General features: G+C 73.6%; 24 protein-coding genes and 1 tRNA gene. 16 read left to right on the top strand and 9 right to left on the bottom strand.

What is annotated here, in order from left to right; genetic code table 11:
* Nucleotides 1-14: 14 nt before the first annotated feature.
* Complete coding sequence (gene rdgB, locus VF202_01440; GenBank protein ID HEX7038758.1) at nt 15-665, bottom strand: RdgB/HAM1 family non-canonical purine NTP pyrophosphatase; 651 nt, start codon at nt 663-665, stop codon at nt 15-17.
* Complete coding sequence (gene rph / locus VF202_01435; GenBank protein ID HEX7038757.1) at nt 662-1,399, bottom strand: ribonuclease PH; 738 nt, start codon at nt 1,397-1,399, stop codon at nt 662-664. Before rph ends, rdgB begins: the two co-directional genes overlap by 4 nt.
* A 119-nt stretch (nt 1,400-1,518) precedes the next feature.
* Here rph and VF202_01430 point away from each other — a divergent pair, with 119 nt between their 5' ends.
* Entirely contained in the window at nt 1,519-2,220 is a 702-nt protein-coding gene (locus VF202_01430) for a thioredoxin family protein (GenBank protein HEX7038756.1), read from the top strand.
* 58 nt (nt 2,221-2,278) lie between these two features.
* Here VF202_01430 and VF202_01425 read toward each other — a convergent pair.
* Together VF202_01425 and VF202_01420 are read right to left on the bottom strand one after the other, a co-directional pair.
* Nucleotides 2,279-2,371: transfer RNA gene (locus VF202_01425), tRNA-Ser, on the bottom strand.
* A 178-nt stretch (nt 2,372-2,549) separates the two neighbouring features.
* Nucleotides 2,550-2,933 carry a Fur family transcriptional regulator gene (locus VF202_01420; protein HEX7038755.1) on the bottom strand — a complete coding sequence of 128 codons (384 nt, stop codon included), beginning with the start codon at nt 2,931-2,933 and terminating at the stop codon, nt 2,550-2,552.
* Between the two features lie 208 nt (nt 2,934-3,141).
* Between VF202_01420 and VF202_01415 the strand changes: the two genes are divergently transcribed.
* Entirely contained in the window at nt 3,142-3,804 is a 663-nt protein-coding gene (locus VF202_01415; protein HEX7038754.1) for a monothiol bacilliredoxin BrxC family protein, read from the top strand.
* Between the two features lie 111 nt (nt 3,805-3,915).
* Here the strand turns inward: VF202_01415 and VF202_01410 are convergent, their stop codons facing one another.
* From VF202_01410 to VF202_01400, 3 genes are all read right to left on the bottom strand, one after another.
* A complete protein-coding gene (locus VF202_01410) occupies nt 3,916-4,362 on the bottom strand; it encodes a hypothetical protein (protein HEX7038753.1) in 447 nt (148 codons plus the stop codon).
* Nucleotides 4,363-4,408: 46 nt separating this feature from the next.
* Nucleotides 4,409-5,395: a threonine/serine dehydratase gene (locus VF202_01405; protein ID HEX7038752.1), complete on the bottom strand. Its 987-nt coding sequence runs from the start codon at nt 5,393-5,395 to the stop codon at nt 4,409-4,411.
* A gap of 137 nt (nt 5,396-5,532) precedes the next feature.
* Complete coding sequence (locus VF202_01400) at nt 5,533-6,522, bottom strand: carbohydrate kinase (GenBank protein HEX7038751.1); 990 nt, start codon at nt 6,520-6,522, stop codon at nt 5,533-5,535.
* A 97-nt stretch (nt 6,523-6,619) separates the two neighbouring features.
* Here VF202_01400 and VF202_01395 point away from each other — a divergent pair, with 97 nt between their 5' ends.
* The 7 genes from VF202_01395 (at nt 6,620) to VF202_01365 (ending at nt 15,856) form a co-directional block, all read left to right on the top strand.
* Nucleotides 6,620-9,445, top strand: a complete 2,826-nt coding sequence (locus VF202_01395; protein HEX7038750.1) for a 2-oxoglutarate dehydrogenase E1 component — start codon at nt 6,620-6,622, stop codon at nt 9,443-9,445.
* A gap of 50 nt (nt 9,446-9,495) precedes the next feature.
* Nucleotides 9,496-10,824, top strand: coding sequence for a 2-oxoglutarate dehydrogenase complex dihydrolipoyllysine-residue succinyltransferase (gene odhB / locus VF202_01390; protein HEX7038749.1), 1,329 nt, complete (start codon nt 9,496-9,498; stop codon nt 10,822-10,824).
* A gap of 1 nt (nt 10,825) precedes the next feature.
* Entirely contained in the window at nt 10,826-12,220 is a 1,395-nt protein-coding gene (lpdA, locus tag VF202_01385) for a dihydrolipoyl dehydrogenase (protein ID HEX7038748.1), read from the top strand.
* Nucleotides 12,217-13,368, top strand: coding sequence for an aminofutalosine synthase MqnE (mqnE, locus tag VF202_01380; protein ID HEX7038747.1), 1,152 nt, complete (start codon nt 12,217-12,219; stop codon nt 13,366-13,368). The genes lpdA and mqnE overlap by 4 nt, the downstream gene beginning before the upstream one ends.
* Entirely contained in the window at nt 13,365-14,249 is an 885-nt protein-coding gene (locus VF202_01375) for a menaquinone biosynthesis protein (protein ID HEX7038746.1), read from the top strand. Before mqnE ends, VF202_01375 begins: the two co-directional genes overlap by 4 nt.
* 33 nt (nt 14,250-14,282) lie before the next feature.
* Nucleotides 14,283-15,242 (top strand): PHB depolymerase family esterase, encoded by a 960-nt coding sequence (locus VF202_01370; protein HEX7038745.1) that lies wholly within the window; start codon nt 14,283-14,285, stop codon nt 15,240-15,242.
* Between the two features lie 197 nt (nt 15,243-15,439).
* Nucleotides 15,440-15,856, top strand: a complete 417-nt coding sequence (locus VF202_01365) for a hypothetical protein (GenBank protein ID HEX7038744.1) — start codon at nt 15,440-15,442, stop codon at nt 15,854-15,856.
* 36 nt (nt 15,857-15,892) lie between these two features.
* On the opposite strand, the gene hslU is transcribed toward VF202_01365, so the two are convergent.
* Both hslU and hslV read right to left on the bottom strand, forming a co-directional pair.
* Nucleotides 15,893-17,254, bottom strand: a complete 1,362-nt coding sequence (gene hslU / locus VF202_01360; protein HEX7038743.1) for an ATP-dependent protease ATPase subunit HslU — start codon at nt 17,252-17,254, stop codon at nt 15,893-15,895.
* Complete coding sequence (hslV, locus tag VF202_01355; protein HEX7038742.1) at nt 17,254-17,847, bottom strand: ATP-dependent protease subunit HslV; 594 nt, start codon at nt 17,845-17,847, stop codon at nt 17,254-17,256. Before hslV ends, hslU begins: the two co-directional genes overlap by 1 nt.
* Nucleotides 17,848-18,123: 276 nt before the next feature.
* On the opposite strand from hslV, the gene VF202_01350 reads away from it, so the two are divergent.
* The 7 genes from VF202_01350 to VF202_01320 all read left to right on the top strand — a co-directional run.
* Entirely contained in the window at nt 18,124-18,483 is a 360-nt protein-coding gene (locus tag VF202_01350; protein HEX7038741.1) for a metalloregulator ArsR/SmtB family transcription factor, read from the top strand.
* Between the two features lie 63 nt (nt 18,484-18,546).
* Nucleotides 18,547-18,996, top strand: coding sequence for a VOC family protein (locus VF202_01345; protein ID HEX7038740.1), 450 nt, complete (start codon nt 18,547-18,549; stop codon nt 18,994-18,996).
* A gap of 9 nt (nt 18,997-19,005) precedes the next feature.
* Nucleotides 19,006-19,497 (top strand): SRPBCC family protein, encoded by a 492-nt coding sequence (locus VF202_01340; protein ID HEX7038739.1) that lies wholly within the window; start codon nt 19,006-19,008, stop codon nt 19,495-19,497.
* 127 nt (nt 19,498-19,624) lie between these two features.
* Nucleotides 19,625-20,239, top strand: coding sequence for a thymidine kinase (locus VF202_01335; protein HEX7038738.1), 615 nt, complete (start codon nt 19,625-19,627; stop codon nt 20,237-20,239).
* A 92-nt stretch (nt 20,240-20,331) separates the two neighbouring features.
* On the top strand, nt 20,332-20,829 hold the full coding sequence (locus tag VF202_01330; protein ID HEX7038737.1) for a cytochrome c: 498 nt from the start codon (nt 20,332-20,334) through the stop codon (nt 20,827-20,829).
* A 26-nt stretch (nt 20,830-20,855) separates the two neighbouring features.
* Nucleotides 20,856-21,287 (top strand): hypothetical protein, encoded by a 432-nt coding sequence (locus VF202_01325; GenBank protein ID HEX7038736.1) that lies wholly within the window; start codon nt 20,856-20,858, stop codon nt 21,285-21,287.
* Nucleotides 21,288-21,699: 412 nt separating this feature from the next.
* Nucleotides 21,700-23,627 (top strand): transglutaminase-like domain-containing protein (locus VF202_01320; protein HEX7038735.1); only part of this gene is annotated, 1,928 nt, incomplete at its 3' end.

Genomic DNA, 23,627 nt, shown 5'->3' with positions numbered 1-23,627 from the left:
CCGCGGGGCGTCCCTCAGGTCTCCTCGCGGCGCGGCTCCAGCGAGGCGATCGTCGACTTGCCGATGGGCGTGCGCGCCCAGTCGAGGAACGCCTTGAGCGCCCGCCCGCGGTGGCTGACCGAGCGCTTCTCGGCCAGGGTCGCCTCGGCGAACGTCTTGCCGAGCTCGACGCTGCGGAACACGGGGTCGTAGCCGAAGCCGTTCTCGCCGCGCGGGCCGAAGGTCAGCTCGCCCCGCGCCTCGCCCTCGAACGTCGCGACCTCGCCGCCGGGCGTGGCCAGCACCACGACGCAGCGGAACGTCGCCCCCCGCGCCTTCGCCGGCACGTCCCTCAGCTCGTCGAGGAGGTGGGCCATGCGCTCGCCGTCGGTGAGGCCCTCGCCGCCGTAGCGGGCGCTGTGGACGCCGGGGCGCCCGTTGAGGGCGTCGACCTCGAGGCCCGAGTCGTCGGCCAGCGTCGGCAGGCCCGAGCGCAGGGCCACGAAGCCGGCCTTGAGCAGGGCGTTCTCCTCGTAGTTCGCGCCGGTCTCCTCGGGCAGGCGGTCGATGCCGACGTCGGAGAGGCCGAGCAGGTCGAGCTCGAGCCGCGAGAGCGCGTCGCGGAACTCGCGCAGCTTGCCCTGGTTCGTGGTGGCGACCACCACCTTGAGCCGCTTCTGCGTCACGCGCCGGCCCTCTTGAGCTGCGGCCGCACGACGTCGAGCACGCGCTTCACGCCCTCGATCCCGGTGGCGAGCAGGGCGACGTAGAGCTCCGAGGCCACGGGCTCCCCCTCGCCGGCGCCCTGCACCTCGACGACCTCGCCGGACGCGGTGGCCACGACGTTGAGGTCGACGGCGGCGACGGCGTCCTCGGCGTAGTCGAGGTCGAGCCGCTGCTCGCCGCCCACGACGCCGACGCTGACCGCGCCGACCTCGTGACGCAGCGGCCACTCGTCGAGCGCGCCCGCGAACACGAGCCTGTCGGCGGCCTCGTGCATGGCCGCGTAGGCCGCGACGACGCCGGCGCAGCGGGTGCCGCCGTCGGCGCTGAGGACGTCGACGTCGATCGTGATCGTCTTGCCGCGGAACATGGCCAGGTCCACGGTCGTGCGCAGCGCGCGGCCGATGAGCCTCTGGATCTCCTGCGTCCTGCCGCTGGCGTAGAGCCGCTCGCGGGGGCTCCTGTCGGCGGTGCTACGCGGCAGCATCGCGTACTCGGCCGTGAGCCACCCGCCCTTCGCGGCCGTGCCGCGGAGGTGCGGCGGCAGCTTGTTCTCGATGGTGACGCTGGCCAACACGCGGGTGCGCCCCCAGCTCACGAGCGCCGAGCCCTCGGCGTGCGGCAGGTAGCCGGTCGTGACCTCGATGCGGCGGAGCTGCGCGGGGAGCCTACCGTCCCTCGCCGGGACCGTCGTCACAGACCGGAACCCCCCTCGCGCCACGACCTGACACGCCGCGAGCTTACCAGGGTCCGGCCCCCGACACGCGTGCCGGCCGCCGTTGGTTACGCTCCGAAAGGGGGGAGGACAGAGGAGCTATGGCGTTCCTGGACGCGGAGCTTAAGGAGCAGGTGGCGGGCGTGCTGGCGCCCTTGCAGGAAGAGGTCGAGCTCGTCGTCTACCGCGGCACGGGCCTGATCGTCCCGGGTCGCGACCAGCCAGGCGAGGAGCGGGCGATGCTGGAGCTCGCTCGCGAGGTAGCCGAGACGAGCGACAAGGTCACGGTCGTCGAGAAGAGCCTGGTGGGGGACGAGGCGGCCGCCGCCGCCGGCATCGCGCTCACGCCCACCACGGTCTTCCGGCGCAGGGGCTCGGACAGCCTCAACGTCCGCTTCGTCGGCCTGATGAGCGGCTACGAGTTCAGCACCATGCTCGAGACGATCCTCCTGGTGGGCGGCGCGCGTGAGCTCGAGGGCCTCGACGAGGTGGCCGGCGTGGGCGTGCCGCTGCGGATGCGCACGTTCGTCACGCCCACCTGCCCGCACTGCCCGCGGGCGGTGCTGACCGCGTTCCGCTTCGCGCTGGCCAACCCCAACATCACCGCCGAGGGCGTGGAGGCGAACGAGTTCCCGACCCTGTCCTCCGGCTACCGCATCTCGGGAGTGCCGGACACGATCTTCGAGCCCGCCCCGGGCGCCGCGGGCGTGCGCGCCACGCGCGTCCTCGGGGCCCAGCCGGAGCAGGCGTTCGTGGGCGCGCTCAAGCAGGCCGTGGAGCAGGCGCTGCCGGCCGCGGGCTGAGGACGCGGGCGCGGTCGAGGGGAGACCCCGGCGCGCGGCCGGGGTCTCGTGCGTGCGGTGGCGGAGAGGGCGGGATTCGAACCCGCGGTACAGGCAGTACCCGTACACATGCTTTCCAGGCATGCTCCTTAAACCGCTCGGACACCTCTCCGCGGAGCATGGGCCCGCCGGGGGCCGCCGGCGATTCTACCAGACGGGGTGCGGCCGTCCGGCACCGCGCGGGGCGGGCGGCGCCGGTGTCCCGCGGCTCGCGGGTTGTCGGCTCGACCGCACGCGTCCCCGGCGCCTGCGCCCGTGGTCGCGCTCCGCGCCGACGGCCTTCGCCGCGCTCAGGACGAGGCGCAGTCGGGGCAGCAGCCGTACAGCGTGAGGCTGTGAGCGCGCACCCTGAAGCCGCCCGGCAGCGTCGCGCCCTCGAGGACGGCGACGGGGCAGCTCGCGTCGAGCTCGTAGACGCGTCCGCACTCCTCGCAGCTGAAGTGGTGGTGGTGAGAGGCGCGCTTGGGCTCGTAGCGCGTGGTCGTCTCGTTGGGCAGGTGCACCGTCGACACCGCGCCGCGCTCGGCCAAGACGCCGAGGTTCCGGTACACGGTCGCCAGCCCGAGCCCGGGGTGGTGCCGCGAGGCGCTCTCGAACACCTCCTGCGGCGTCAACGGCCCCGGTGCCTCCTCCAGCGCCCGCAGTATCGCCCTGCGCTGCGAGGTCCTGTGCACGACCGCACGATACCAACCGCCGCACCGCGCGGGAGTGGCCTGCTTGGCGCGTCGGGATGGGCCGCCGACCGCGCCCGCCGACCGAGGGCCGCGCATCCCCCACAACGCCTCGGCGCGCCCCATAGTGGCCCACGGCTAACTGGGCCACAGGATGATGGCGGCCGGGCGGTTTACCATCGCTGCGGAGACGGAGGGAACGCTCGAGAGCATGCTCAAGGACCGCGTCGTACTGCTCACGACCCCCGAGGGGGTGAACGAGTTCCTGGGCCGCTACCCGACCAGCGTCATCTTCAAGGCCGGGACGTGCCACAAGACCATGCAGGGCTTCGGCTTCGTGCAGGAGCGCCTAGAGCCGCGCGAGGACCTGATGTGCGGGGTCATCCGCGTCGTCGAGTCGCGGGCCGCCAGCAACCGTGTGGCGGAGGTCACCGGGATCAAGCACGAGTCGCCCCAGGTGATCCTGTTCAAGGACGGCCAGCCCGTCTTCGACCGCGACAACTGGGAGATCACGCCCGACGCCCTCGACGAGGGCTTCGCCCTCCTGCCCCAGGGCGAGCCGGTGGCCGCCGCCTCCGGCCCCGCCCGCACGGACCTCACGCCCTACCTGCGGGTCCTCGAGCGCTACCTGGGCGGCGAGATGGACGAGGCCGACTTCGAGTACACCTACACGCACATGTTCAGGGGCGACGCGACGCTGCGGCCGGGCGAGGAGGTCGAGGCGCTCAACTCGATCTTCGGCGACGTCGACCAGCACATCAACATGCACCTGATGATGGCCGGCAAGGCCGACAACAGCCAGCTCAGGGCCCGGGCCGAGGCCGCCTACCGGCGGCTCAAGGAGCTGGCGCAGGGTCAGGTCGCTGCCGGCTGAGCCCGGCGGGAAGCCAGCCAGGCATCGCGGCCCGCCAGGAGGCGGGCCGCTCCTGTGACCCTGGTCCCGGCAGGCGCCGTGAACCTGGGCCGCCGGCTCGCTTCGCGGCGCTCAGCGCTCCCGGCGCTCGTGCTCGAGGAAGCGCTCGAAGGCGTCGTCGAGGTTCGGCCGCTGCGTGACCTGCGCCTTGGCCCCGCGGCGCTCGTCGTTGCCGGCGCGGCGCTCGGGCGCGTCCGCCTGGGGCGCCGCCGGGCCCTTGACGCGGGCCGTCACGGTGGCGCGCCCGACCGAGGGCGTCGCCGAGCCCCCGACGGTGCCCGCCGCGGTCGCCGGCGTGCGGCCCGAGGCCTGGGCCGCGGGCTGGCGGGCGGACGAGGCGCCGCGCTCCGCGCGCCACACCGGCGCCTCGGCCGGCCGCGAGAGCGGCACGTAGGCGACCCGCTCGCGCTCGTCCCGGCGCCTGGGCGCGGCCGCCAGCGACAGGGCGGCCCACACCGCGAGGCACAGGGCGATCACGAACAGGAAGCCTATGAACACGAGCGCGGCCAGCGGGCTCACGAGACAAGGATAACGAGGCGCCGCCCCGGCGGCTCAGGGATGGGAGTCACAGCCCCTGGTCGGCGAGGATCGCGCACAGCCTGGCGGGGTCGACGTTGCCGCCCGAGGCGACGACGACGGTCGGCCCCGGAGCCAGCTCGACGCCGTCGGCCCCCGGCTCGCGCAGCAGGCGCAGCAGGCCGGCGAGGCTCAGCGCCCCCGTCGGCTCGACCACGAGCCTGGCCTCGGTGACGTAGGAACGCGTGGCGGCGGCGATCGCTTCCTCTTCCACCGTGACTATGCCGGCGAGGCGCGAGCGCAGCACGGCCAGGTTCAGCTCGCCGATCGACTGGGTGCGCACGCCGTCGGCCATCGTCGCCGTCGTGCGCTCGGCCGGCCAGGTGACGACCTCGCCGCGGCGCAGCGACTCCTGGGCGTCGGCCGCCAGGGCCGGCTCGACGCCGATCACGCGCGCCTCGGGCGCCAGGTGCGCCAGCGCGGCGCAGATGCCGGAGGCGAGGCCGCCGCCGCCGACGGGCACGAGGACGTTCGCGACGCGGGGCAGGTCCTCGGCGATCTCCACGCCCACCGTCGACTGGCCCTCCACGACCCTGGCGTCGTCGAAGGGCGGCAGCAGCGTCGCGCCGGTCTCGGCGGCGATCCTCTCCGCCGTCCCGTGGCGGTCCGCCTGGGTGTTGCGGCAGCGCACGACCTTCGCGCCGAGCTCGAGCGTGCGCCTCACCTTCACCTCGGGAGCGCCCTCCGGGATCACGACGGTCGCTGGCACCCCGAACGCCGCGGCGGCGTGCGCCACGCCCTGGGCGTGGTTGCCCGACGAGTGCGTCACGACCCCGCGCCGCCGCTCCTTCTCCGGCATGGCGGCGAGGAAGTTCGTGGCGCCGCGCACCTTGAACGAGCCCGTGAGCTGGAGGGACTCCGCCTTCACGTAGACCTCGCGCGGCCCCACCGCCGGCAGCGCCAGCGGCAGCAGCGGGGTGCGCCGCACGCGGCCCTGGAGCCGGGAGACGGCCGCGCGGACGTCGACCTGGTCCATGCGCCCCTTCTACCACCGGGAACGCCGCGTGCGACGGGGCTGCCTGCTCAGGCGGGGACCGGCGCGCACGCCTCGTCGGTGCGGGGGCCCGGCACGCCCGCGGCGCCGCCCGCGGGCGACGGCGGCCCAGCCCGCCCTCAGCCGGCGAACGCCGCGAGCTCGTCCGCGGTCGGGTACGAGGGGATCGCGCCGCGCCGCGTAGTCGACAGCGCCGCGTAGGCGCAGGCCCGCTCCAGCTCTCGTCGGGCGGCGGACGCGTCCTCCCAGGTGACCGGAGCGCGCAGCGTGGCGGCGAGCAGGGCGCCGGTGAGGGCGTCGCCGGCGCCGGTCGAGTCCACGCTCCTCACGCGGGGCGCCGCGGCGTCGACCGTGAACCCGGCCGTGAAGGCGCTGGCGCCGGCGGCGCCGCGGCTGACGACGACGAGCCTGGTCGGCCCGTCCAGCAGGGCGCGCACCAGGCGCCGCTCCGGCTCCGGCCCGTCGCCGGCGAGGAAGCGCGCCTCCTCCTCGCTCACCTTCACGACGTCGGCCCGCGCCGCCAGGCCGCCGATCACCTCCCTGGCCTCGTCGCGGTCGCGCCAGAAGGCCTCGCGCAGGTTCACGTCGCAGGAGACCGTCACGGACGCGGCGCGCGCCGCCTCGACCGCCGCGACGGTCGCCGACCTGGCCGGTTCGCGGGACAGGCAGACGGAGCCGAAGTGGAGGCACCGCGGGCCCGCGGCGCCCTCGAGGCGCCGCAGCGCGGCGAGCGCCCGCTCGGTCGTCAGGTGGTCGTGCGCCGGGTCGTCGCCGTAGAAGAGGAAGCCGCGCTCGCCCCCCTCGGCCAGGGAGACGAAGGCCACGGCGGTGCGCCGCGGCACCGCCGCGACGTCCTCGACGTCGACGCCGGCGCGGGCGAGGTCGTGCCGAAGCGCGCGCCCGAACGGGTCGTCCCCTACGGCGGCGACGACGGCGCTGCGCGCCCCGAGCCGCGACGCCGCGACCGCCACGTTCGCCGGCGCGCCCCCGGCCGCCCACAGGTACGTGCGGGCTGACTCCAGGCCCTGGCCCTCCTCCTGCGGCACCATGTCGACGAGGAGCTCGCCGAGGCAGAGGAGCTGCGGGGGCGCGCCCGCTGCGTGGGTCATGCCGTCAAGATACGCGCGCCGGCGCGCCGGCCGGCGGTGCCCCGGAGGTCGGATACCGAACGGAAACCGCCTCCAGCGCGTGTTAGAACGGAGCGACATGGCGCCGAACGGCCCACGCGAGCTGACACGGGACAACGAGCCCGAACCCCCACGACATTTCTCCAGCGGCAGCCTCGACTACGTCGAGGAGCTCTACCTCCGCTACCTCGACGACCCGGCGTCGGTGTCGCCCGAGTGGCGCGAGTACTTCGAGGGCCTGGGACCGGCCGGGCCCGTGGCGCGTCACCTGGAGCCGACGTTCGCCCCGCGCAGCCTCTTCAACCCGCCGTCCCACACGGCCGACCAGCTCACCGAGGCCGGCGCCGCGGCGGCGGTGCTGCAGCAGAAGCTGGACCGTCTGGTGCGCAACTACCGCGTGCGGGGCCACCGGCTGGCGCGCCTGAGCCCCCTGGGCCAGGAGCCCTTCGCGGCGCCCGAGCTCGAGCCCGAGTTCTACGGCCTCACCGAGGCCGACATGGCGAAGCCGGTGATCGGCAGCGTGCTGCCCGGCGCGACGACCGTAGGCGAGGTCATCGAGGGGCTCAAGGAGACCTACACGCGCTCGATCGGCGCGCAGTTCATGCACATCGACAGGCTGGAGCTGCGCGTGTGGCTGCAGCGGCGCATGGAGACGACGCGCAACAGGCTCCAGCTCTCGCGCGAGGAGCAGCTGCGCATCCTCACGAAGCTGACCGACGCCACGACCTTCGAGGAGTTCATCCAGCGCAAGTTCGTCGGCGCCAAGTCGTTCTCGCTCGAGGGCGGCGAGACGCTGATCCCGCTGCTCGACCTCGTGATCGAGAAGGCCGCCGAGCAGGGCGTCGCCGAGGTCGTCCTCGGCATGGCCCACCGCGGACGGCTCAACGTGCTGGCGAACGTGATGGGCAAGTCCGCCAGCAGCATCTTCAGGGAGTTCGAGGACAAGGACCCCGAGAGCTACCTGGGCCGCGGCGACGTGAAGTACCACCTCGGCTACTCGAGCGACCACGTCACCTCGACGGGCAGGTCTGTGCACCTCTCCCTGGCGTTCAACCCCTCGCACCTCGAGTACGTGAACCCCGTGGTCCTGGGCCGCACGCGCGCGAAGCAGGACCGCCGCGGCGACGTCGAGCGCGAGCGCGTCCTGCCCGTGCTGATCCACGGCGACGCGGCGTTCATCGGGCAGGGCATCGTGCAGGAGTCCCTCAACCTGAGCGGGCTCGAGGGGTACCGCGTCGGCGGGGCGCTGCACGTCATCGTCAACAACCAGATCGGCTTCACCACCGGCCCGCGGCAGGCGCGCTCGACCACCTACGCCAGCGACGTCGCGAAGATGCTGCAGAGCCCGATCTTCCACGTCAACGGCGAGGACCCGGAGGCCGTGGCGCAGGTCGTGCAGCTCGCGATGGACTTCAGGCGCGAGTTCAAGCGCGACGTCGTCATCGACATGTACTGCTACCGCCGCCTGGGCCACAACGAGACCGACGAGCCGGCCTTCACGCAGCCGGTGATGTACGCGAAGGTCAGGAAGCGCAAGTCGGTGCGGGAGGCCTACCGCGACAAGCTGCTCAGCCTGGGCGAGGTCAGCATGGCCGAGGCCGAGAAGATCGCCGAGGACCGCCGGCAGCGGCTCGAGGCGCACCTCTCCGAGGCGCGCCAGCAGGGCTTCAAGGTCGTCTACCCGACGCTGCAGGGCGTGTGGAGCGACTACTGCGGCGGCGCCGACGCGGCCGTCCCCGACGTCGACACGTCCGTGACGCGCGAGCAGGCGTCGGCCTGGCTCGAGGCGCTGACGCGCGTGCCGGAGGGCTTCAACCTCAACCCCAAGCTGAAGCGCGCCCTGGCCGCGCGCCTGGAGATGGCCAGGGGCAACGCCCCGCTCGACTGGGCCGCCGGCGAGGCGCTGGCCTTCGCCAGCCTCGTCGCCCAGGGCCACCGCGTGCGGCTCACGGGCCAGGACAGCGAGCGCGGGACGTTCAGCCACCGCCACGCCGTCTTCCACGACACCGAGGACGGTCACGAGCACGTGCCGCTGGCCGAGCTCGCCGGCGAGAACGGCGGCGTCTTCGAGGTGCACAACAGCCCGCTCTCCGAGGCCGGCGTGCTCGGCTTCGAGTACGGCTACAGCGTCGACACCCCCGACGGACTGGTGCTGTGGGAGGCGCAGTTCGGCGACTTCGCGAACGGCGCCCAGGTGATCATCGACCAGTTCCTCTCCTCGGCGGAGGAGAAGTGGGGTCGGCTCTCGGGGCTCGTGATGCTGCTGCCGCACGGTTTCGAGGGGCAGGGACCCGAGCACTCGAGCGCCCGCCTGGAGCGCTACCTCCAGCTCTGCGCCGAGGACAACATGCAGGTCGCCTACCCCACGACCCCGGCCCAGTACTTCCACCTGCTCAGGCGGCAGGTGCTGCGCCCGCTCCGCAAGCCCCTGATCGTCATGACGCCCAAGAGCCTGCTGCGCCACCCGCAGGCGGTCAGCGACCTCGACGAGTTCGTCTCGGGCCGCTTCCAGCGCGTGATCCCCGACGCCCAGGTCGACCCGGCCGGCGTCAGGCGCGTGCTGCTCACGACCGGGAAGCTCTACTACGAGCTGGCCGCCGCGCGCGAGGAGCGCGGCGCGCACGACGTCGCGATACTGCGGCTCGAGCAGCTCTACCCGCTGCGGCAGGAAGAGGTCGAGGCGGCCCTGGCCCCGTACCCGGAGGGCGTGCCCGTCTTCTGGGTCCAGGAGGAGCCCGCCAACATGGGGGCGTGGTGGTACCTGCGGGTACGATGGGGCGGCGAGGTCGCCGGCAGGCCGTTCGCCGGCGTGACGCGGCCCGAGTCGGCGAGCCCGGCGACGGGCTCGGGCGCCGCGCACCGCATCGAGCAGCAGATGCTGGTGGCGGAGGCGTTCTCCGGCTGAGCGCGCCGCGTGCGCGCCACGCGCCGGCGCCCGCCCAGGAAGGGTCGAGGATGGCTACAGACGTCAAGGTGCCCGCCGCGGGCGAGTCGATCTCCGAGGTCATCATCGGGAGCTGGCTCAAGTCGGTCGGCGACCGCGTGGCCGTCGACGAGCCGATCGTCGAGGTGGAGACCGACAAGGCGACCCTCGAGGTACCCTCGCCGGTGGCCGGCGTCCTGACCGAGCAGCTCTTCGCCGAGGGCGACACCGTGGCCGTTGGCGCCGTCGTCGCCCGCGTCGACGAGACGCGGGCCGGTGAGGCCGCGCCCGCGCCCGCCCAGGAACCCGAGGCACCCGCGCCCGCCCAGCAGCCCGCGGCGCCGCTGCAGCCGCCTACGCCCGCGCCCGAGCGCCGTCCCCCCGCGCCGCCGCCGGCGGCCGGCCCCCGCGCCCAGGCGCCCGGGGCGGCCGCGGCCGTCGTCGAGGCGCCCGCCGTGCGCAAGGCGACCGTCGTGATGCCGGCGGCGCAGCGGCTCCTCGCCGAGCACGGCCTCTCCGCCGACGACGTGCCGGCCACCGGTCCGGGCGGCAGGCTGCTGAAGGAGGACGTCCAGCGCTACCTCGACGAGCGCGAGCGCCAGGCGGCGTTGGCCGCGGGCGGCGCCGTCGCGCGCGCGTCCGGGGCCGTGCTGGAGGGCCCGCGCCAGGAGGAGCGCGTGCGCATGAGCCCGCTCAGGCGCACGATCGCCGAGCGGCTCGTCGCCGCGCAGCGCACGGCCGCGCTGCTCACGACGTTCAACGAGATCGACATGACGGCCGTCATCGAGCTGCGCAAGGAGTACAGGGAGGCGTTCGAGAAGCGCTACGAGGTGCGGCTCGGGTTCATGTCCTTCTTCGTCAAGGCCGTCATCGACGCGCTGAAGGCGATCCCGCAGCTCAACGCCGAGATCGACGGCGAGGACATCGTCTACAAGAACTACTACGACATCGGCGTGGCCGTCTCGGCCAAGAAGGGCCTGGTCGTGCCCGTGATCCGCGACGCCGACAGGCTGTCGTTCGCCGAGATCGAGAGGGTCATCGCCGACTACGGCCAGCGGGCGCAGGCGAACAAGCTCACGCCAGAGGAGCTGCAGGGCGGCACCTTCACCATCAGCAACGGCGGCGTCTTCGGCTCGCTGATGTCGACGCCCATCGTGAACCCGCCGCAGTCCGGCGTGCTCGGCATGCACGCGATACAGGAGCGGCCCGTGGCCAGGGACGGGCAGGTCGTGATCAGGCCGATGATGTACGTCGCGCTCACCTACGACCACCGCATCGTCGACGGACGCGAGGCCGTCACCTTCCTCAAGCGCGTCAAGGAGGCCATCGAGGACCCGGCGCGCATGCTGCTGGAGGTCTGACGTGGCCGAGGGGGCTACGAGGCGGCACGACGTCGTGGTCATCGGCGCCGGTCCCGGCGGCTACGTCGCTGCGATCAGGGGCGCGCAGCTCGGGTTCGACGTCGGCCTCGTCGAGAGGGAGTCCACCCTCGGCGGCACGTGCGTCCGCGTCGGGTGCATCCCCTCGAAGGCGCTGCTCGAGTCGAGCTTCCTCTACGCGGAGGCCCGGGGCTCGTTCGCCCAGCACGGCATAAGCGCGCGGGTCGAGCTCGACCTGAAGGCCATGCACGCGCGCCGCGAGAAGGTCGTCAAGCAGAACACCGACGGCGTCGCGTACCTGATGAAGAAGAACGGCGTGACCGTCTACCGCGGCTCCGGCCGGCTCGCGGGGGGCGGGCGCGTGGTCGTGGAGGGCGGCGAGCCGGCGACGCTGGAGGCCCGTCACGTCGTGCTGGCGACGGGCTCGGTCGCGGCCGGCCTGCCGGGCGTGGAGGCGGACGGCGAGACCGTCGTGACGAGCACCGAGGCGCTGGCGTTCCCCGCGGTGCCGCCGCGGCTCGTCGTGATCGGCGCCGGCTACATCGGCCTCGAGCTGGGCTCGGTGTGGGCGCGTCTGGGGTCCGAGGTCACGGTCCTCGAGTACCTGGACCGCATACTGCCCGGGATGGACCTCGAGACGGCCAAGGAGGCCCAGAAGGCGCTGAAGCGCCAGGGCCTGGAGTTCAGGCTCAGCGCCAAGGTCACGGGCGTGTCCGTGAAGGGCGGCGTCGCCAGGGTAGAGGTCGAGGGCGCGGAGCCGGTGGAGGCCGAGAAGGTGCTTGTCGCCGTGGGGCGCAAGCCGAACACGGCGGGGCTGGGACTCGAGGAGGCCGGCGTGGAGCTCGACGAGCGCGGCCGCGTGCGGGTCGACGAGGCTTTCCGCACCACCGCCGAGGGCGTCTACGCGATAGGCGACCTGGTCCCGGGCCCCATGCTCGCCCACAAGGCGTCCGAGGACGGCGTCGCGCTCATGGAGCTGCTGGCCGGGAAGCCGGCGAGCGTCGATCACGACCTCGTGCCGGGCGTCGTCTACACGGAGCCGGAGGTGGCGACGGTCGGCGCCACCGAGGAGGCGCTCGCGGAGCGGGGCGTGCCGTACAGGAAGGGCGTGTTCCCGTTCAGCGCCAACGGCAGGGCGCGGGCGCTCGGCCACACCGACGGACGGGTGAAGGTGCTGGCCCACGCGGAGACCGACAGGGTCCTCGGCGTGCACGCCATCGGGCCGCGCGCCGGCGAGCTGATCGCCGAGGCCGTGTTGGCCATGAGCTTCGGGGCGTCGGCCGAGGACGTCGCGGCCACGGTGTTCGCCCACCCCACGCTCTCCGAGGCCTTCAAGGAGGCGTCCCTGGCCGTCGCCGGGAGAGCGATCCACTCGTGACGGCGCTGCCCGCCGCCGTCCCGCCGGTGACGGGCGAGGGTCTCGTCACCCGCGACGCCGACCTCGCGCGGGTCGCCGACAAGGTCCTCGCGGGCCGGCGCCTGACCCTCGAGGACGGCCTCGTCCTCTACCGCACGCGCGACCTGCCAGGCGTCATGCGCTTGGCCGACCACGTCAGGCGGCGGAAGGTGGGGGACAAGGCCTACTACGTCCACTCCCTGCGCCTCTCGCAGACGAACATCTGCTACGTCGGCTGCACGTTCTGCGGCTTCCAGCGGCGCTTCGGCGAGGAGGGGGCCTGGGACTGGGACCTCGAGCAGGTGTGGGAGTTCGTCGACAGGCACTACCACGAACGCCTCACCGAGATCCACATCTCCTCAGGGCACCACCCGAAGCGCGAGTGGCAGTACTACCTCGACCTCGTCAGAGGCCTCACCGAGCGCTACCCCGGCGTGCAGGTCAAGGCCTGGACCGCCGCCGAGATCCACCACTTCAGCCGCATCACCAGGCCGCGCCTGAGCTACCGCGAGATCCTGCAGCAGCTCAAGGACCACGGCCTCGTGGCCCTGCCCGGCGGCGGTGCCGAGATCTTCGCCGACCGCGTGCGCAGGCAGGTCGCGCGCGCGAAGGTGACGGCCGACCAGTGGCTCGAGGTCCACAGGACCGCCCACGAGCTCGGCCTGCCCACGAACGCGACGATGCTCTACGGGCACATCGAGACGCTGGAGGAGCGCCTCGACCACATGCTGCGACTGCGCGAGCTGCAGGACGAGACCGGCGGGTTCTTCTCGTTCGTGCCCCTGGCGCTGCAGCCCGACAACAACCAGCTCTCCCAGCAGCTCGGCACGCGCTTCACTACGGGCGTCGACGACCTGCGCAACCTGGCTGTCGCCCGGCTGATGCTCGACAACTTCCCGCACGTCAAGGGCTACTGGATCATGATCACGCCCGAGCTGACGCAGGTGTCGCTCTCGGCGGGCGTGTCTGACGTCGACGGCACGATCAAGGCCGAGAGGATCGCCCACGCCGCCGGCGCCGTGACGCGCGAGGGCATGGAGGAGGAGGAGCTCAGGCGGCTGATACGCGGAGCGGGCCGCGTGCCCGTCCTGCGCGACGCGCTCTACCGCGAGCTCGAGGTGTTCGCTTGACGGCGGCGGAGACGCGGGCGGTGGCCCCCGCCGCCACCTACGTCCTCGGCATCGTCTCCTACGCGAACGTGGCGCCGCTCCACCACGCCCTGGAGCCGTGGCCGGAGGTGCGGTTCGTCCGCGGCGTGCCGGCCGAGCTGAACGGGGCGCTGAGCCGCGGCGAGATCGACCTGACGCTCGTCTCCTCGGTCGAGCTCGTGCGCCACAGGGGAGAGTACAGGGCGCTCGCCGACTTCTCGATCGCCACGCTGGGGCCCGTCTACAGCGTGATGCTGTTCGCCCGCCGCCCGTGGGAGGAGCTGGCGGGGGCGCGCGTGGCCGTCACGCCCCACTCGGCCACGAGCGTGGAGCTGCTGCGCGTGCTCCTGGAGGCCGACGGCCTGGCCGCCGACCTCGTGCCGACGCCCGGAGCCCTCGACGACGTGCTCGCCGCGGCCGACGCCGCCCTGCTCATAGGCGACGCCGCCCTCACCGAGGCCGTGCGGCACCTGGGGCCGCGGGAGGGCGGCCCCGCCGCGCGCGGCGCCAGCGGCAGGAGCGCGTTGCGGCCGGACCTCTTCGTCTACGACCTGGGCGAGGCGTGGTACCGCCTCACTCGGCTGCCGTTCACCTTCGCGGTGTGGGCGTCGCGCGCCGACCGACCCCCGTCCCCCGACCTGCTGCGCCGCTTCCGCGCCGCGCGGACCGCGGGTCTCGGACGCCTCGCGGAGGTCGCCGCGGTCGAGGCCAGGCGGCTGTCCCTGCCGCCCTACGTCGTGCAGCGCTACCTGGAGAACTTCCGCTACTACCTCGAGCCGCCGGACCTCGACGGCCTCGAGGAGTTCGCCTCGCGCGTCGACCCCACGTTCAGGCGCGGGGAGCTGCCCTTCTGGGAGCATTGAGGGGCCGCGCGCGCCGGATGGCACACTGGGTCCATGCCCGTGCCGTTCCCTAGGAAGCCAGCCTTCCGCCCGCTCGCGGCCATCCTCGCCGCTTCCTGCCTGGCCGTCCTCGCGTCCGCTTCGGCGCAGGAGGCGGGCCTCGCCGGCGAGGTCCGCACGACGGAGTTCGGCGGGGTGACACGCGAGTACTACCTCTACCTGCCGCCCGACCTGCCCGAGGGCGCGCCTCTCCTCGTGGTGCTGCACGGCCGCGGCGGCACGATGCAGGGCATGGCGCGCCTGACGGGCTTCGACGACCTGGCCGCCGAGCGCGGGTTCGCCGTGGTGTACCCACAGGGCATCGAGAACCAGTGGAACTACGTGGAGGGCATCGAGGGCTTCGACGTCGAGTCGGACGACATCGGGTTCCTGCCCGCGCTCGTCGACGAGCTCGTGACGGCCCACGGCCTCGACGCCACGCGGGTCTACGTGGCGGGCTTCTCGAACGGCGGCTACATGGCCGAGCGCCTGGCCTGCGAGGCGCGCGACACCTTCGCGGCCTTCGCCACCGTCGGCGCCGCCGGCTTCGCCGACATGCCGCGAGTGTGCGGCGCGGGCGCGCCCGTCTCGCTGCTGATGATGCACGGCACCGCGGACGAGGTCGTCCCCTACGGCGGCATGGTCTTCGACACGCCGAACGGGCGCGTCACGCTGCTCGCCTCGGTGCAGCAGACGATCTCCTACTGGGCGGCCTACGCCGGCTGCGGCACCGACGTGACGAGCCGCTCGGTGCCGCCGACCGGGCGCTCGCCCGGCACCCAGGTCCACGTCTTCTCGGTCAGGGGCTGCCCGGACGGCCACGAGGTCGAGCTGGTAGTCGTCCAGGGCGGCGGCCACGTCTGGCCGGGCCACCCAGGCGACCTGCCGCCGGAGGCCGCCGCGCGCGTGAACCGCGACATCGACGCCAGCGAGTACATCTGGGAGTTCTTCGCGAGGCAGCCGGCCCTCGAGTAGCCTCGCCGCCGGCGCCGCCCGCCGTGGCGCCGGCCGGCGATCGCGCTCACCTCACGACGGTCGGTACCCGCGCCGCTGGCGCCGCCGAGGTCTCGGTTGACGCCGCGTTGACGCGGCACGCCTAGCTTCTGCGGCGTGCCGGACAGCACGCCCGCCGACGCGAAGCCCGGCCGGCGCCGGCACGGGAGGTGCGAGTGATGAGGCTGACCGCACTGCTACCGCGCGCGGCGCTCGCCGTCGCCTGCGCCCTGCCCCTCGCGGGCTGCGGCGCGCTGCTCGCCAACGCCGGCATGGACTTCTCGATCGCCATCGAACCCGCCGAAATCACTGCCGCCAAGGGGTCGAAGTTCGAGGTGACGGTGACGGTGAGCCGGCCCGCGTCGCTGGAGGTGATCCCGCTGCCGGTGGTCGTGACGCTCCACGACGGACCCGACTTCCTGACGGCCGTGGACCTCGAGATCCCGCCCGGGATAGACGAGGACACGATGACGTTCGAGGTCTCCGGGGACGCCCAGATCGGCGAGACCGAGAAGAACCTCGTCAGGGTCAGGGCCACCAACGGTGTCAAGACCAAGGAGGCGACGTTCACGGTCACCTTCGTCGATGTGCCCTAGCCGTTCCCCCGGCCGCGCGTGCGTGCGGCGCGGACCTCACAGTATGTAGCGGCTAAGGTCCTCGTCCTCCACGACGTCCTCGAGCTTGGCGCGCACCAGGGCCTCGTCCACCACGACGTCGCCGAGCTCGGTGCCGAAGGCGGCGTCCTCGAGGACCGTCTCGAGGATCGTGTGCAGGCGCCTGGCGCCGATGTCCTCGACCTCGCGGTTGACCCGCTCGGCGTACTCGGCGATCGCGTCGATGCCGCTCTCCTCGAACCTCAGGCGGGTGCCGTCCACGGCGAGGAGCGCCTGGTACTGCTTGGTCAGCGCGTGCTCCGGCTCGGTGAGGATGCGCCTGAGGTCGCCCTGCGAGAGCTCCTCCAGCTCGACGCGGATGGGGAAGCGGCCCTGCAGCTCGGGGATCAGGTCGCTGGGCTTAGACACGCTGAAGGCCCCGGCGGCGATGAACAGCACGTGGTCCGTGCGGACCGGTCCTTGGCGCGTGTTCACCTGCGTCCCCTCGACGATCGGCAGGAGGTCGCGCTGCACGCCCTCGCCGCTGACGTCGCCGGTGCCCTGGCGCTCGCCGCCGGCGATCTTGTCGATCTCGTCGATGAAGACGATGCCCATCTCCTCGGCGCGCCTCACGGCCTCGCCGGCGACGGCGTCCTTGTCGATGAGCGCGGCGGCCTCCTCGTCCTCGAGCAGCCGCCTGGCCTCCCTGACGGTCACCCGGCGCCTGACGCGGCGCTCCGGCATGAACCGGCGGAACATGTCCTGGAGGTTCATGCCGGCCTCCTCCATGCCGGGCATCGGGATCGTCACCGTGGGCTCGTCCCTGACCTCGACCTCCACGACGCGCTCCTCGAGCTCGCCCTCCCGCAGCAGGCGGCGCATGCGCTCGCGTCCCTCGGCGCTGCCGCCCGGCAGCAGCACGCCCAGCAGGCGCTCCTCGGCGGCGGCGGCCACGCGGTCCCTCACCTCGGCGCGCATCTCCTCCTCGACCATCGCCTCGGCGGCGCGCACGAGGTCGCGCACGATCGAGTCGACGTCGCGCCCCACGTAGCCGACCTCCGTGAACTTCGTGGCCTCGACCTTCACGAACGGCGCCCGTGCCAGCCTGGCGAGCCGCCTGGCGATCTCCGTCTTCCCGACGCCGGTGGGGCCGATCAGCATGATGTTCTTCGGCGTGACCTCGGCCTGCAGGTCGGGCGGGAGCCGGCGCCGGCGGTAGTGGTTGCGCAGCGCGATGGCCACCGCGCGCTTCGCCTTGTCCTGGCCGACGATGTGGCGGTCGAGCTCGGCGACGATCTCGGCCGGCGTCAGGCCGGCGGCGCGGCTGACGAGCTCGAACGTCGAGCCGTCCGGCGCCACGGCGTAGTGGGCCCGGGCCGGGCCGGGGTCGAACGGGTCCATCAGCCGCCCTCCTCGCTCACCGGGTCGGCGCCGTCGTCCGGGCCAGAGACGCCCTCGGCCGAGACCGTCAGCACCGTGGCATTGCCGCTGGTGAACACGTCGATCTCGGCGGCGATCGCCAGCGCGGCGCGGCCGATCTCCTCGGCGTTCAGCCTCGTGTGGCGCAGCAGCGCCGTGGCGGCGGCCTGCGCGAACGGACCTCCCGACCCCACCGCCGCCACCGGCTCGTCTGGCGCGATGACGTCGCCCGCGCCGGAGAGCGTGAGGATCTGCTCGTGGTCGGCGACGATCAGCATCGCCTCGAGGTTGCGCAGCGCCCTGTCGGTGCGCCACTCCTTGACGGTCTCCACGGCCGCCCTGGTGAGGTTGCCGCGGTAGGTCTCGAGGTAGCCCTCGAACTTGTCGAGCAGAGTGAAGGCGTCGGACACCGCCCCGGCGAAGCCGGCGACGACCTTGCCGTCCGCCAGCGCGCGCACCTTCACGGCCCCGCGCTTCACGATCGTGTCGCCCAGGCTCACCTGGCCGTCCCCCACGAGCGCCGTGACGCCGTCCCTGTTGACCGCCACGATCGTGGTCCCGTGGAATCGCTCCATCGCCACGGAGGTTATCACCGGCCCTCGGCGGCGAGGGTCCTGGCGGGTCGCGTGCGGTGCGCGGACGGCGGCGCCTCGCGCCGGCGCCCCGTCGCGGACCCCCGCTGACCACGGGCGCGGTGGGCCGACCACGCGGCCCCGGGGGCGCGGCGGGCGGACGCCGCGGTCAGGAGGCGCCGACCGACCCCAGGCCGCCGGGCGCGGCCGACCGACGCCGCACCCGAGCCGAGGGGTGTTGACGCGCCGAGGCGCGGTCGTCTATATTACCAATCGGTTATGGAACCGTCCGGTCATGGAACGCGCCCGACGACCGGCCTCGACGCCGTGTTCGCCGCCCTGGCGGACCCCACGCGGCGCGCGATCCTCGAGCGCCTGGCGGAGGGCGAGGCGACGGTGACCGAGCTCGCCGCACCGCTCGACATCAGCCAGCCGGCGGTGTCCAAGCACCTGAAGGTGCTGGAGCGGGCCGGCCTGGTGTCGGTTTCGCGCGACGGCACCAGCCGACCGCGCCGGCTCGAGGCGGCCCCGCTCGCCGCGGCCAGCGCCTGGCTCGAGCGCTACAGGGAGTACTGGGAGGCGAGCTTCGCGCGGCTCGACGCGCTGCTCGTCGAGCTGAGGCGGCAGCGCGAGGTCTGAGCCCGTCGGCCGCCGGGGGCGCCGCCGCGCGTCCGTGCCCATCGTGGGCGAGAGGAGAGAGGGATGAGCCAGAAGGTCACACCGTTCCTGATGTTCGAAAAGGGCGCCCGGGAGGCGGCCGAGTTCTATGCCGACGTGTTCCCCGACGGTCGGGTGCTGCCCGGCGGAGGCGCCGGCGTGACGTTCGAGGTCGGCGGGCAGCGCTTCCACGCCTTCGACGGCGGCTCCCACTTCCGGTTCAGCGACGCGATATCGCTGTACGTGAGCTGCGCCGACCAGGCCGAGGTCGACTACTACTGGGACCGCCTCCGCGAGGGCGGGGGCGAGGAGGGCCGGTGCGGCTGGCTGAAGGACCGCTTCGGCGTCTCGTGGCAGGTCGTGCCCGAGGCGCTGCCGCGCCTCCTCGGCGACCCCGACCCCGAGCGCGCCCGGCGCGCCACCGAGGCGATGCTCGGCATGACCAAGCTCGACGTGGCCGCGCTCGAGGCCGCGGCCGACGGACGGGCGTCGTAGGGCGCCGCGATGGCCGTCACGGGCAAGCTGCGGCTGACCACGCCCACGCCCACGCAGGTGAGGATCGAGCGCGCGCTGGCGGCGCCGCGCGAGCTGGTGTTCGAGGCCTACACGACCCCCGAGCTGCTCAGGCGCTGGCTGCTCGGTCCCGAGGGGTGGGCGATGCCTGTCTGCGAGGTCGACCTGCGGCCCGGTGGCGGCTACCGCTACGTGTGGCGCAAGGAGGGCGAGCCGGACCTCGCCCTCACCGGCACCTTCGAGGAGGTCCAGCCGCCCGAGCGCCTCGTCGCGCGGGAGGTCTACGACGACGACTGGACGGGCGGCGAGACGCTGGTGATCATCGAGTTCGAGGCGCAGGAGGACGGCGGCACGCTGGTGCGCACGACCGTCCAGTACTCCAGCACGGGGTCGCGCGACGCCGCCATGAGGACCGGGATGGCCGACGGCATGGAGGCGGGCTACAGCCGGCTCGACGAGCTGCTGGCGCTCCACGGGACCTGAGGCGCCGGCGGCCGCTCGCGGCGCGCGGTCGGGGCCCATACGCGGGCACGGCGCCGCCGACCCCGCCCGCGGCGAGCGGCGCCGATCCCGTCCCCAGACGGCCCGCACCCGGCGGTAGCATGGCCGGGTGCTGGGCCATCCCTTCTCGAGCGGCTGGGTCGAGGTCATCGCCGGCCCGATGTTCTCCGGCAAGAGCGAGGAGCTGATCAGGCGGGTGACCCGCGCGCTCATCGCCAAGCAGCCGGTGCAGGTGTTCAAGCCCGTCATCGACGACCGCTACGACGCCCTCGCCGTGGCGTCGCACATGGGCCGCACGCTCGAGGCCCGGCCGGTGCCCGACGTCGCCGCGCTCGAAGACGCGCTGCGCGAGGAGACCCAGGTCGTGGCCGTCGACGAGGCGCAGTTCTTCGAGCCCGCGCTCGTCGACCTCGTCGACCGCCTCGCCAGCCGGGGCGTGCGCGTGATCCTCGCCGGCCTCGACCTCGACTTCCGCGGCGAGCCGTTCGGCCCCATGCCCGCGCTGCTGGCGCGCGCCGAGGTCGTCGAGAAGCTCACGGCCATCTGCCGCTGCGGGCGCGCCGCGACGCGCACGCAGCGCCTCATCGCCGGCCAGCCGGCGCACGTCGACGACCCCGTCGTGCTCGTCGGCGCCGCCGAGAGCTACGAGCCGCGCTGCCGCTCCTGCCACGTCGTCGTGCGCTCCGGCCGGCCCACGCCGCTCTTCCCGGCCACGGAGGACTGAGACCGGGGGAGCCCCGCCCGCTCCACGCCCAGCGCGCCCGCCATGCATCCGATCCGCGCCCTCGCGCGTAACAGGGGGCGGAAGGGGACGACATGGCAAGTGGATCTCCGCAGGGAGGCAGCAACGTCTACGTGTGGCTGGGCGCGGCGGTGGCCGCGGTGCTGGCTCTCACCGCGCTCGCGCTGGCCGGTCGGTACGGGGGAGAGGACTACGGCCCGCCGGCGGCCCAGGCGGCGCCCGCGCAGGTCGGCGTCTCGACCGGCGCCTACACCGAGGAGCAGGCGGCGCGCGGGGCCGAGGTGTTCGCGGCGCGCTGCTCCGGCTGCCACGGACCAGCGCTCCAGGGCGGCATGGGCCCGCGGCTCGACCCGCTCGACGAGTCGTGGCAGGGCATGAGCCTGGCCGCCCTCTTCAGGTTCGTCAGCACGAACATGCCCTTCAACGCGCCGGGCAGCCTCGAGCCGCAGCAGTACGCCGACGTCATCGCGCACGTGCTCGCCAGCAACGGCTTCCCGCCCGGCGACGCCGAGCTGCCGCCCGACGAGGAGGCGCTCGAGGCCTTCGTCATCGACGCACCGCCCGCAGAGTGAACAGCCCAGCCATGGGAGGTAGGAACGTGAAGAGGACACTGATCAAGACCGCCGCCGCGCTCGCCCTCGCCCTCGGCCTGGGCTACGTCTCTTCCCAGATGATCGAGGCGCCCTCGGGCGCGCTCGCCACCGAGCTCCAGACGGCGATCCAGCACTCCGGCTTCAGCGCCGGCGCCGAGGACCTCGCCATGGCCTCACGGCACCTCGGCCACGTCCTGAACTGCATCGTCGGCGAGGGCGGCGAGGGGTTCAACGCCGACTGGGGCAACCCCTGCGGAGGCCAGGGCGCGGGCATCATGAACGACCTCTCCTCGCACCCGCAGGGCGCCGACCTGCAGGCGCTCGTCGAGAGCGCCAGGCAGCTGGCGGCGCAGGGCGTGACCCAGCAGTCGCTGCTGGCGGTGCAGGCCGCTGCGGCTGCGGTCGGCGCGATCCTGCAGGTTATCGCGGGCGGCTAGCCCGCGTTCGACCTGGCGGCTCCCGGCTTGCGCACGGGCCGGAAGCGGCGAAGTTCCCTCCTGAGCGGGGCGACCCGGGGAAACACGGGTCGCCCCCTCTCATGTCGTCGGCGGGTTGACGCGTCGTTGACGCTCCGTACTTAGGCTTCCCGGCGTGGCCACGCTCGCGGCGCGAGCGGGAAGGGAGCGGTGACGTGTCCAACGACCTCCTGTACCTGGGTGTCCGGTGGCACCGGCAGGCGATGCGCCCCGGGCGCACCGGGGGATGCTCCACGGCCAGCCGTCGCTCGCGGCCGTGCGATCGGCCGCGGACCCCGGCGACGGCGGAGCCCGTGGCGACGGAGCCGCTCCCGACGCAGGCCAAGGGGACGTCGTGACCGCCCCTGCCGCCGCCAGGGCCACCCGAGCCACCTTGGTCGCTGCGCTGACGGTGGGGCTGGTGCTTCTGAACCCGCCCATGCCGTACGTTCTGGCGCACAGCGAAGCCGGCGCGAACGCCGTCCTCGACAGCCTGGAGGAGGCGCTAGGCGCGTTGCGGGCCATCAGGTCGTCGATAGACCGCACGGCCTTCGACGCGGACGCGCTGGGCTCGGCGTTGGCGTTCGAGGAGCCCGCCGACATCGTCGCTTGGGTGAGGGAGCACGTGGGGTTCGAGGCCTACGCCGGCGTCCTGAGGGGGCCCGACGGGACCCTCATGGCGCGCGCCGGGAACGCCTTCGACCAGGCCGTCCTGCTGGCCAAGCTCCTGCGCGACGCGGGCTACGAGGCCAAGGTCGTCGAAGGCACGCTGTCGCGGGAGGACGCCGCGCTGCTCCTGACCGGGCTCTGGGAGCCTCCGCCCGCCTCAGCGCCTGCCGTCGACAGGCCCGAGCTCGCGGAGGCCATCGCGACCCTGCGCCGTCTGGGCTTCGACGGCGACGGCCTCGCGGCGTTGGAGGGGGTGCTGCGGGGCGATCCGCCCCGGCTCGACGGCGAGCTCAGCATCGAGCTGTCGGAGTCCGCCAGGGCTCAGGCCGAGCGCATCCGCAGGCTGCTGGAGGACGCGGGCCGACTGCCGGCGCCGGGAGCCGACGGCCACGACCTCGTGGCCGAGGCCCAAGGGTACGCCTGGGTCGAGTACAGGCTGGCCGACGACGACCCGTGGGAGACCGCTCACCCCGCGTTCACCGCGGGGGTCGAGCCGGTGCCCGTCGACCGAGCGCGGGAGTTCACGGACACGGTGCCCGGCGACCTGCTGCACACGGTCCGCATCGAGAGCGAGGTCGTCGTCGAGACGGGCGGCTCCACGAGGTCCGTCCCCGTGATGGCCCCATGGGAGCGTCCGGCCGCGAACCTCGCCGGCCTCGCGGTCACGTACGCGAACCTGCCCGACTCCCTGCTCGCCTCCCTCGAGACGCCCATGCAGCTCGAAGACCTGGAAGCGACGACGACGTTCCTCTTCCCGACGCTGCTCGGCGGCTTGCCGGACGGCGCCCAGGCGTTCACCCGGTCCGGCTTCACGGTCCCGCCCGACGCGGCGACCTCGCCGCAGGCGGGCGTGTTCGAGACCGCGGCGGAGAAGGGCGGCCGCGCGGCCGGAGCCATCGGGGCCCTCGGCGGCTCCGGGCGTCAGGACGCGCCGCAGGTGCTGCGGCGCCAGCTGCTGCGCTTCACCGTGACCTCCCCCGACGGCGAGGAGCGGGTCGCCGAGCGGGTCATCGCGGAGCTCGACGGGGACGAGGAGAGGTTCTTCGCGGACCTGACGCAGGTCGTCACGCTGATGGTCGACGTCGGAGGCGTCCCCGACGCCTACGTCCTCGACAGGTACCTGGAGAAGCTCATCTCCCTGGAGCCCGTCCTGCGCTGGTCCGTCGCCGTACGGGACGACCCGGCGCTGCCGCCGCCGGCGAGCGGCGTGGACGGGCCCGTGGACTTCGCGACGATCGACCAGCTCCTGCTGTTCGCGGCGTTCTCGGCGCCTGCGACGGTGGCCGGCGGGGAGCGGACCGCCTCCTACAGGCAGGCGCCGGCGGTCGTGGTCCACCAGCGCTGGGGCGTCGTCGGGGACGAGGTCGCCGCGGCCGTAGACGTGGTGAGCAACCCGCGGCGAGTGGTGGGCGCTGGACCCGACTCACGGGCGACGCTCCTCCCTGCCGAGATCATCGAGGCTGGCGTCTGGGAGACCCATGTCGAGGGGCTGGTGCTCGACGGCTTCCCTGAGGGGCAGTTCAACACGATGGCGGCGATCGCCAGGGCGGAGCAGGCCGGCGCCGAGCTCGTCGTCCTGGTGCCCGGCGAGGACACGGCGGAGGCGATAGTGGGGATCAGCGACCAGACCCGCGCCGCGATCGAGAGGGACCT

Source organism: Trueperaceae bacterium (genome assembly GCA_036381035.1).
GTDB lineage: Bacteria > Deinococcota > Deinococci > Deinococcales > Trueperaceae > DASRWD01.
Note: the sequence above shows the minus strand (reverse complement) of the source record. Positions and strands in the feature narration are given on the sequence as shown.

What these genes read in the sequence shown, in the direction of transcription:
- VF202_01430 (HEX7038756.1), top strand. Translation starts at nt 1,519, where the DNA reads ATGGCGTTCCTGGACGCGGAGCTTAAGGAGCAGGTGGCGGGCGTGCTG.
- VF202_01415 (HEX7038754.1), top strand. Translation starts at nt 3,142, where the DNA reads ATGCTCAAGGACCGCGTCGTACTGCTCACGACCCCCGAGGGGGTGAAC.
- VF202_01405 (HEX7038752.1), bottom strand. Translation starts at nt 5,395, where the DNA reads ATGGACCAGGTCGACGTCCGCGCGGCCGTCTCCCGGCTCCAGGGCCGC.
- VF202_01400 (HEX7038751.1), bottom strand. Translation starts at nt 6,522, where the DNA reads ATGACCCACGCAGCGGGCGCGCCCCCGCAGCTCCTCTGCCTCGGCGAG.
- VF202_01395 (HEX7038750.1), top strand. Translation starts at nt 6,620, where the DNA reads ATGGCGCCGAACGGCCCACGCGAGCTGACACGGGACAACGAGCCCGAA.
- odhB (HEX7038749.1), top strand. Translation starts at nt 9,496, where the DNA reads ATGGCTACAGACGTCAAGGTGCCCGCCGCGGGCGAGTCGATCTCCGAG.
- VF202_01370 (HEX7038745.1), top strand. Translation starts at nt 14,283, where the DNA reads ATGCCCGTGCCGTTCCCTAGGAAGCCAGCCTTCCGCCCGCTCGCGGCC.
- VF202_01365 (HEX7038744.1), top strand. Translation starts at nt 15,440, where the DNA reads ATGAGGCTGACCGCACTGCTACCGCGCGCGGCGCTCGCCGTCGCCTGC.
- hslU (HEX7038743.1), bottom strand. Translation starts at nt 17,254, where the DNA reads ATGGACCCGTTCGACCCCGGCCCGGCCCGGGCCCACTACGCCGTGGCG.
- hslV (HEX7038742.1), bottom strand. Translation starts at nt 17,847, where the DNA reads ATGGAGCGATTCCACGGGACCACGATCGTGGCGGTCAACAGGGACGGC.
- VF202_01350 (HEX7038741.1), top strand. Translation starts at nt 18,124, where the DNA reads ATGGAACCGTCCGGTCATGGAACGCGCCCGACGACCGGCCTCGACGCC.
- VF202_01345 (HEX7038740.1), top strand. Translation starts at nt 18,547, where the DNA reads ATGAGCCAGAAGGTCACACCGTTCCTGATGTTCGAAAAGGGCGCCCGG.
- VF202_01340 (HEX7038739.1), top strand. Translation starts at nt 19,006, where the DNA reads ATGGCCGTCACGGGCAAGCTGCGGCTGACCACGCCCACGCCCACGCAG.
- VF202_01330 (HEX7038737.1), top strand. Translation starts at nt 20,332, where the DNA reads ATGGCAAGTGGATCTCCGCAGGGAGGCAGCAACGTCTACGTGTGGCTG.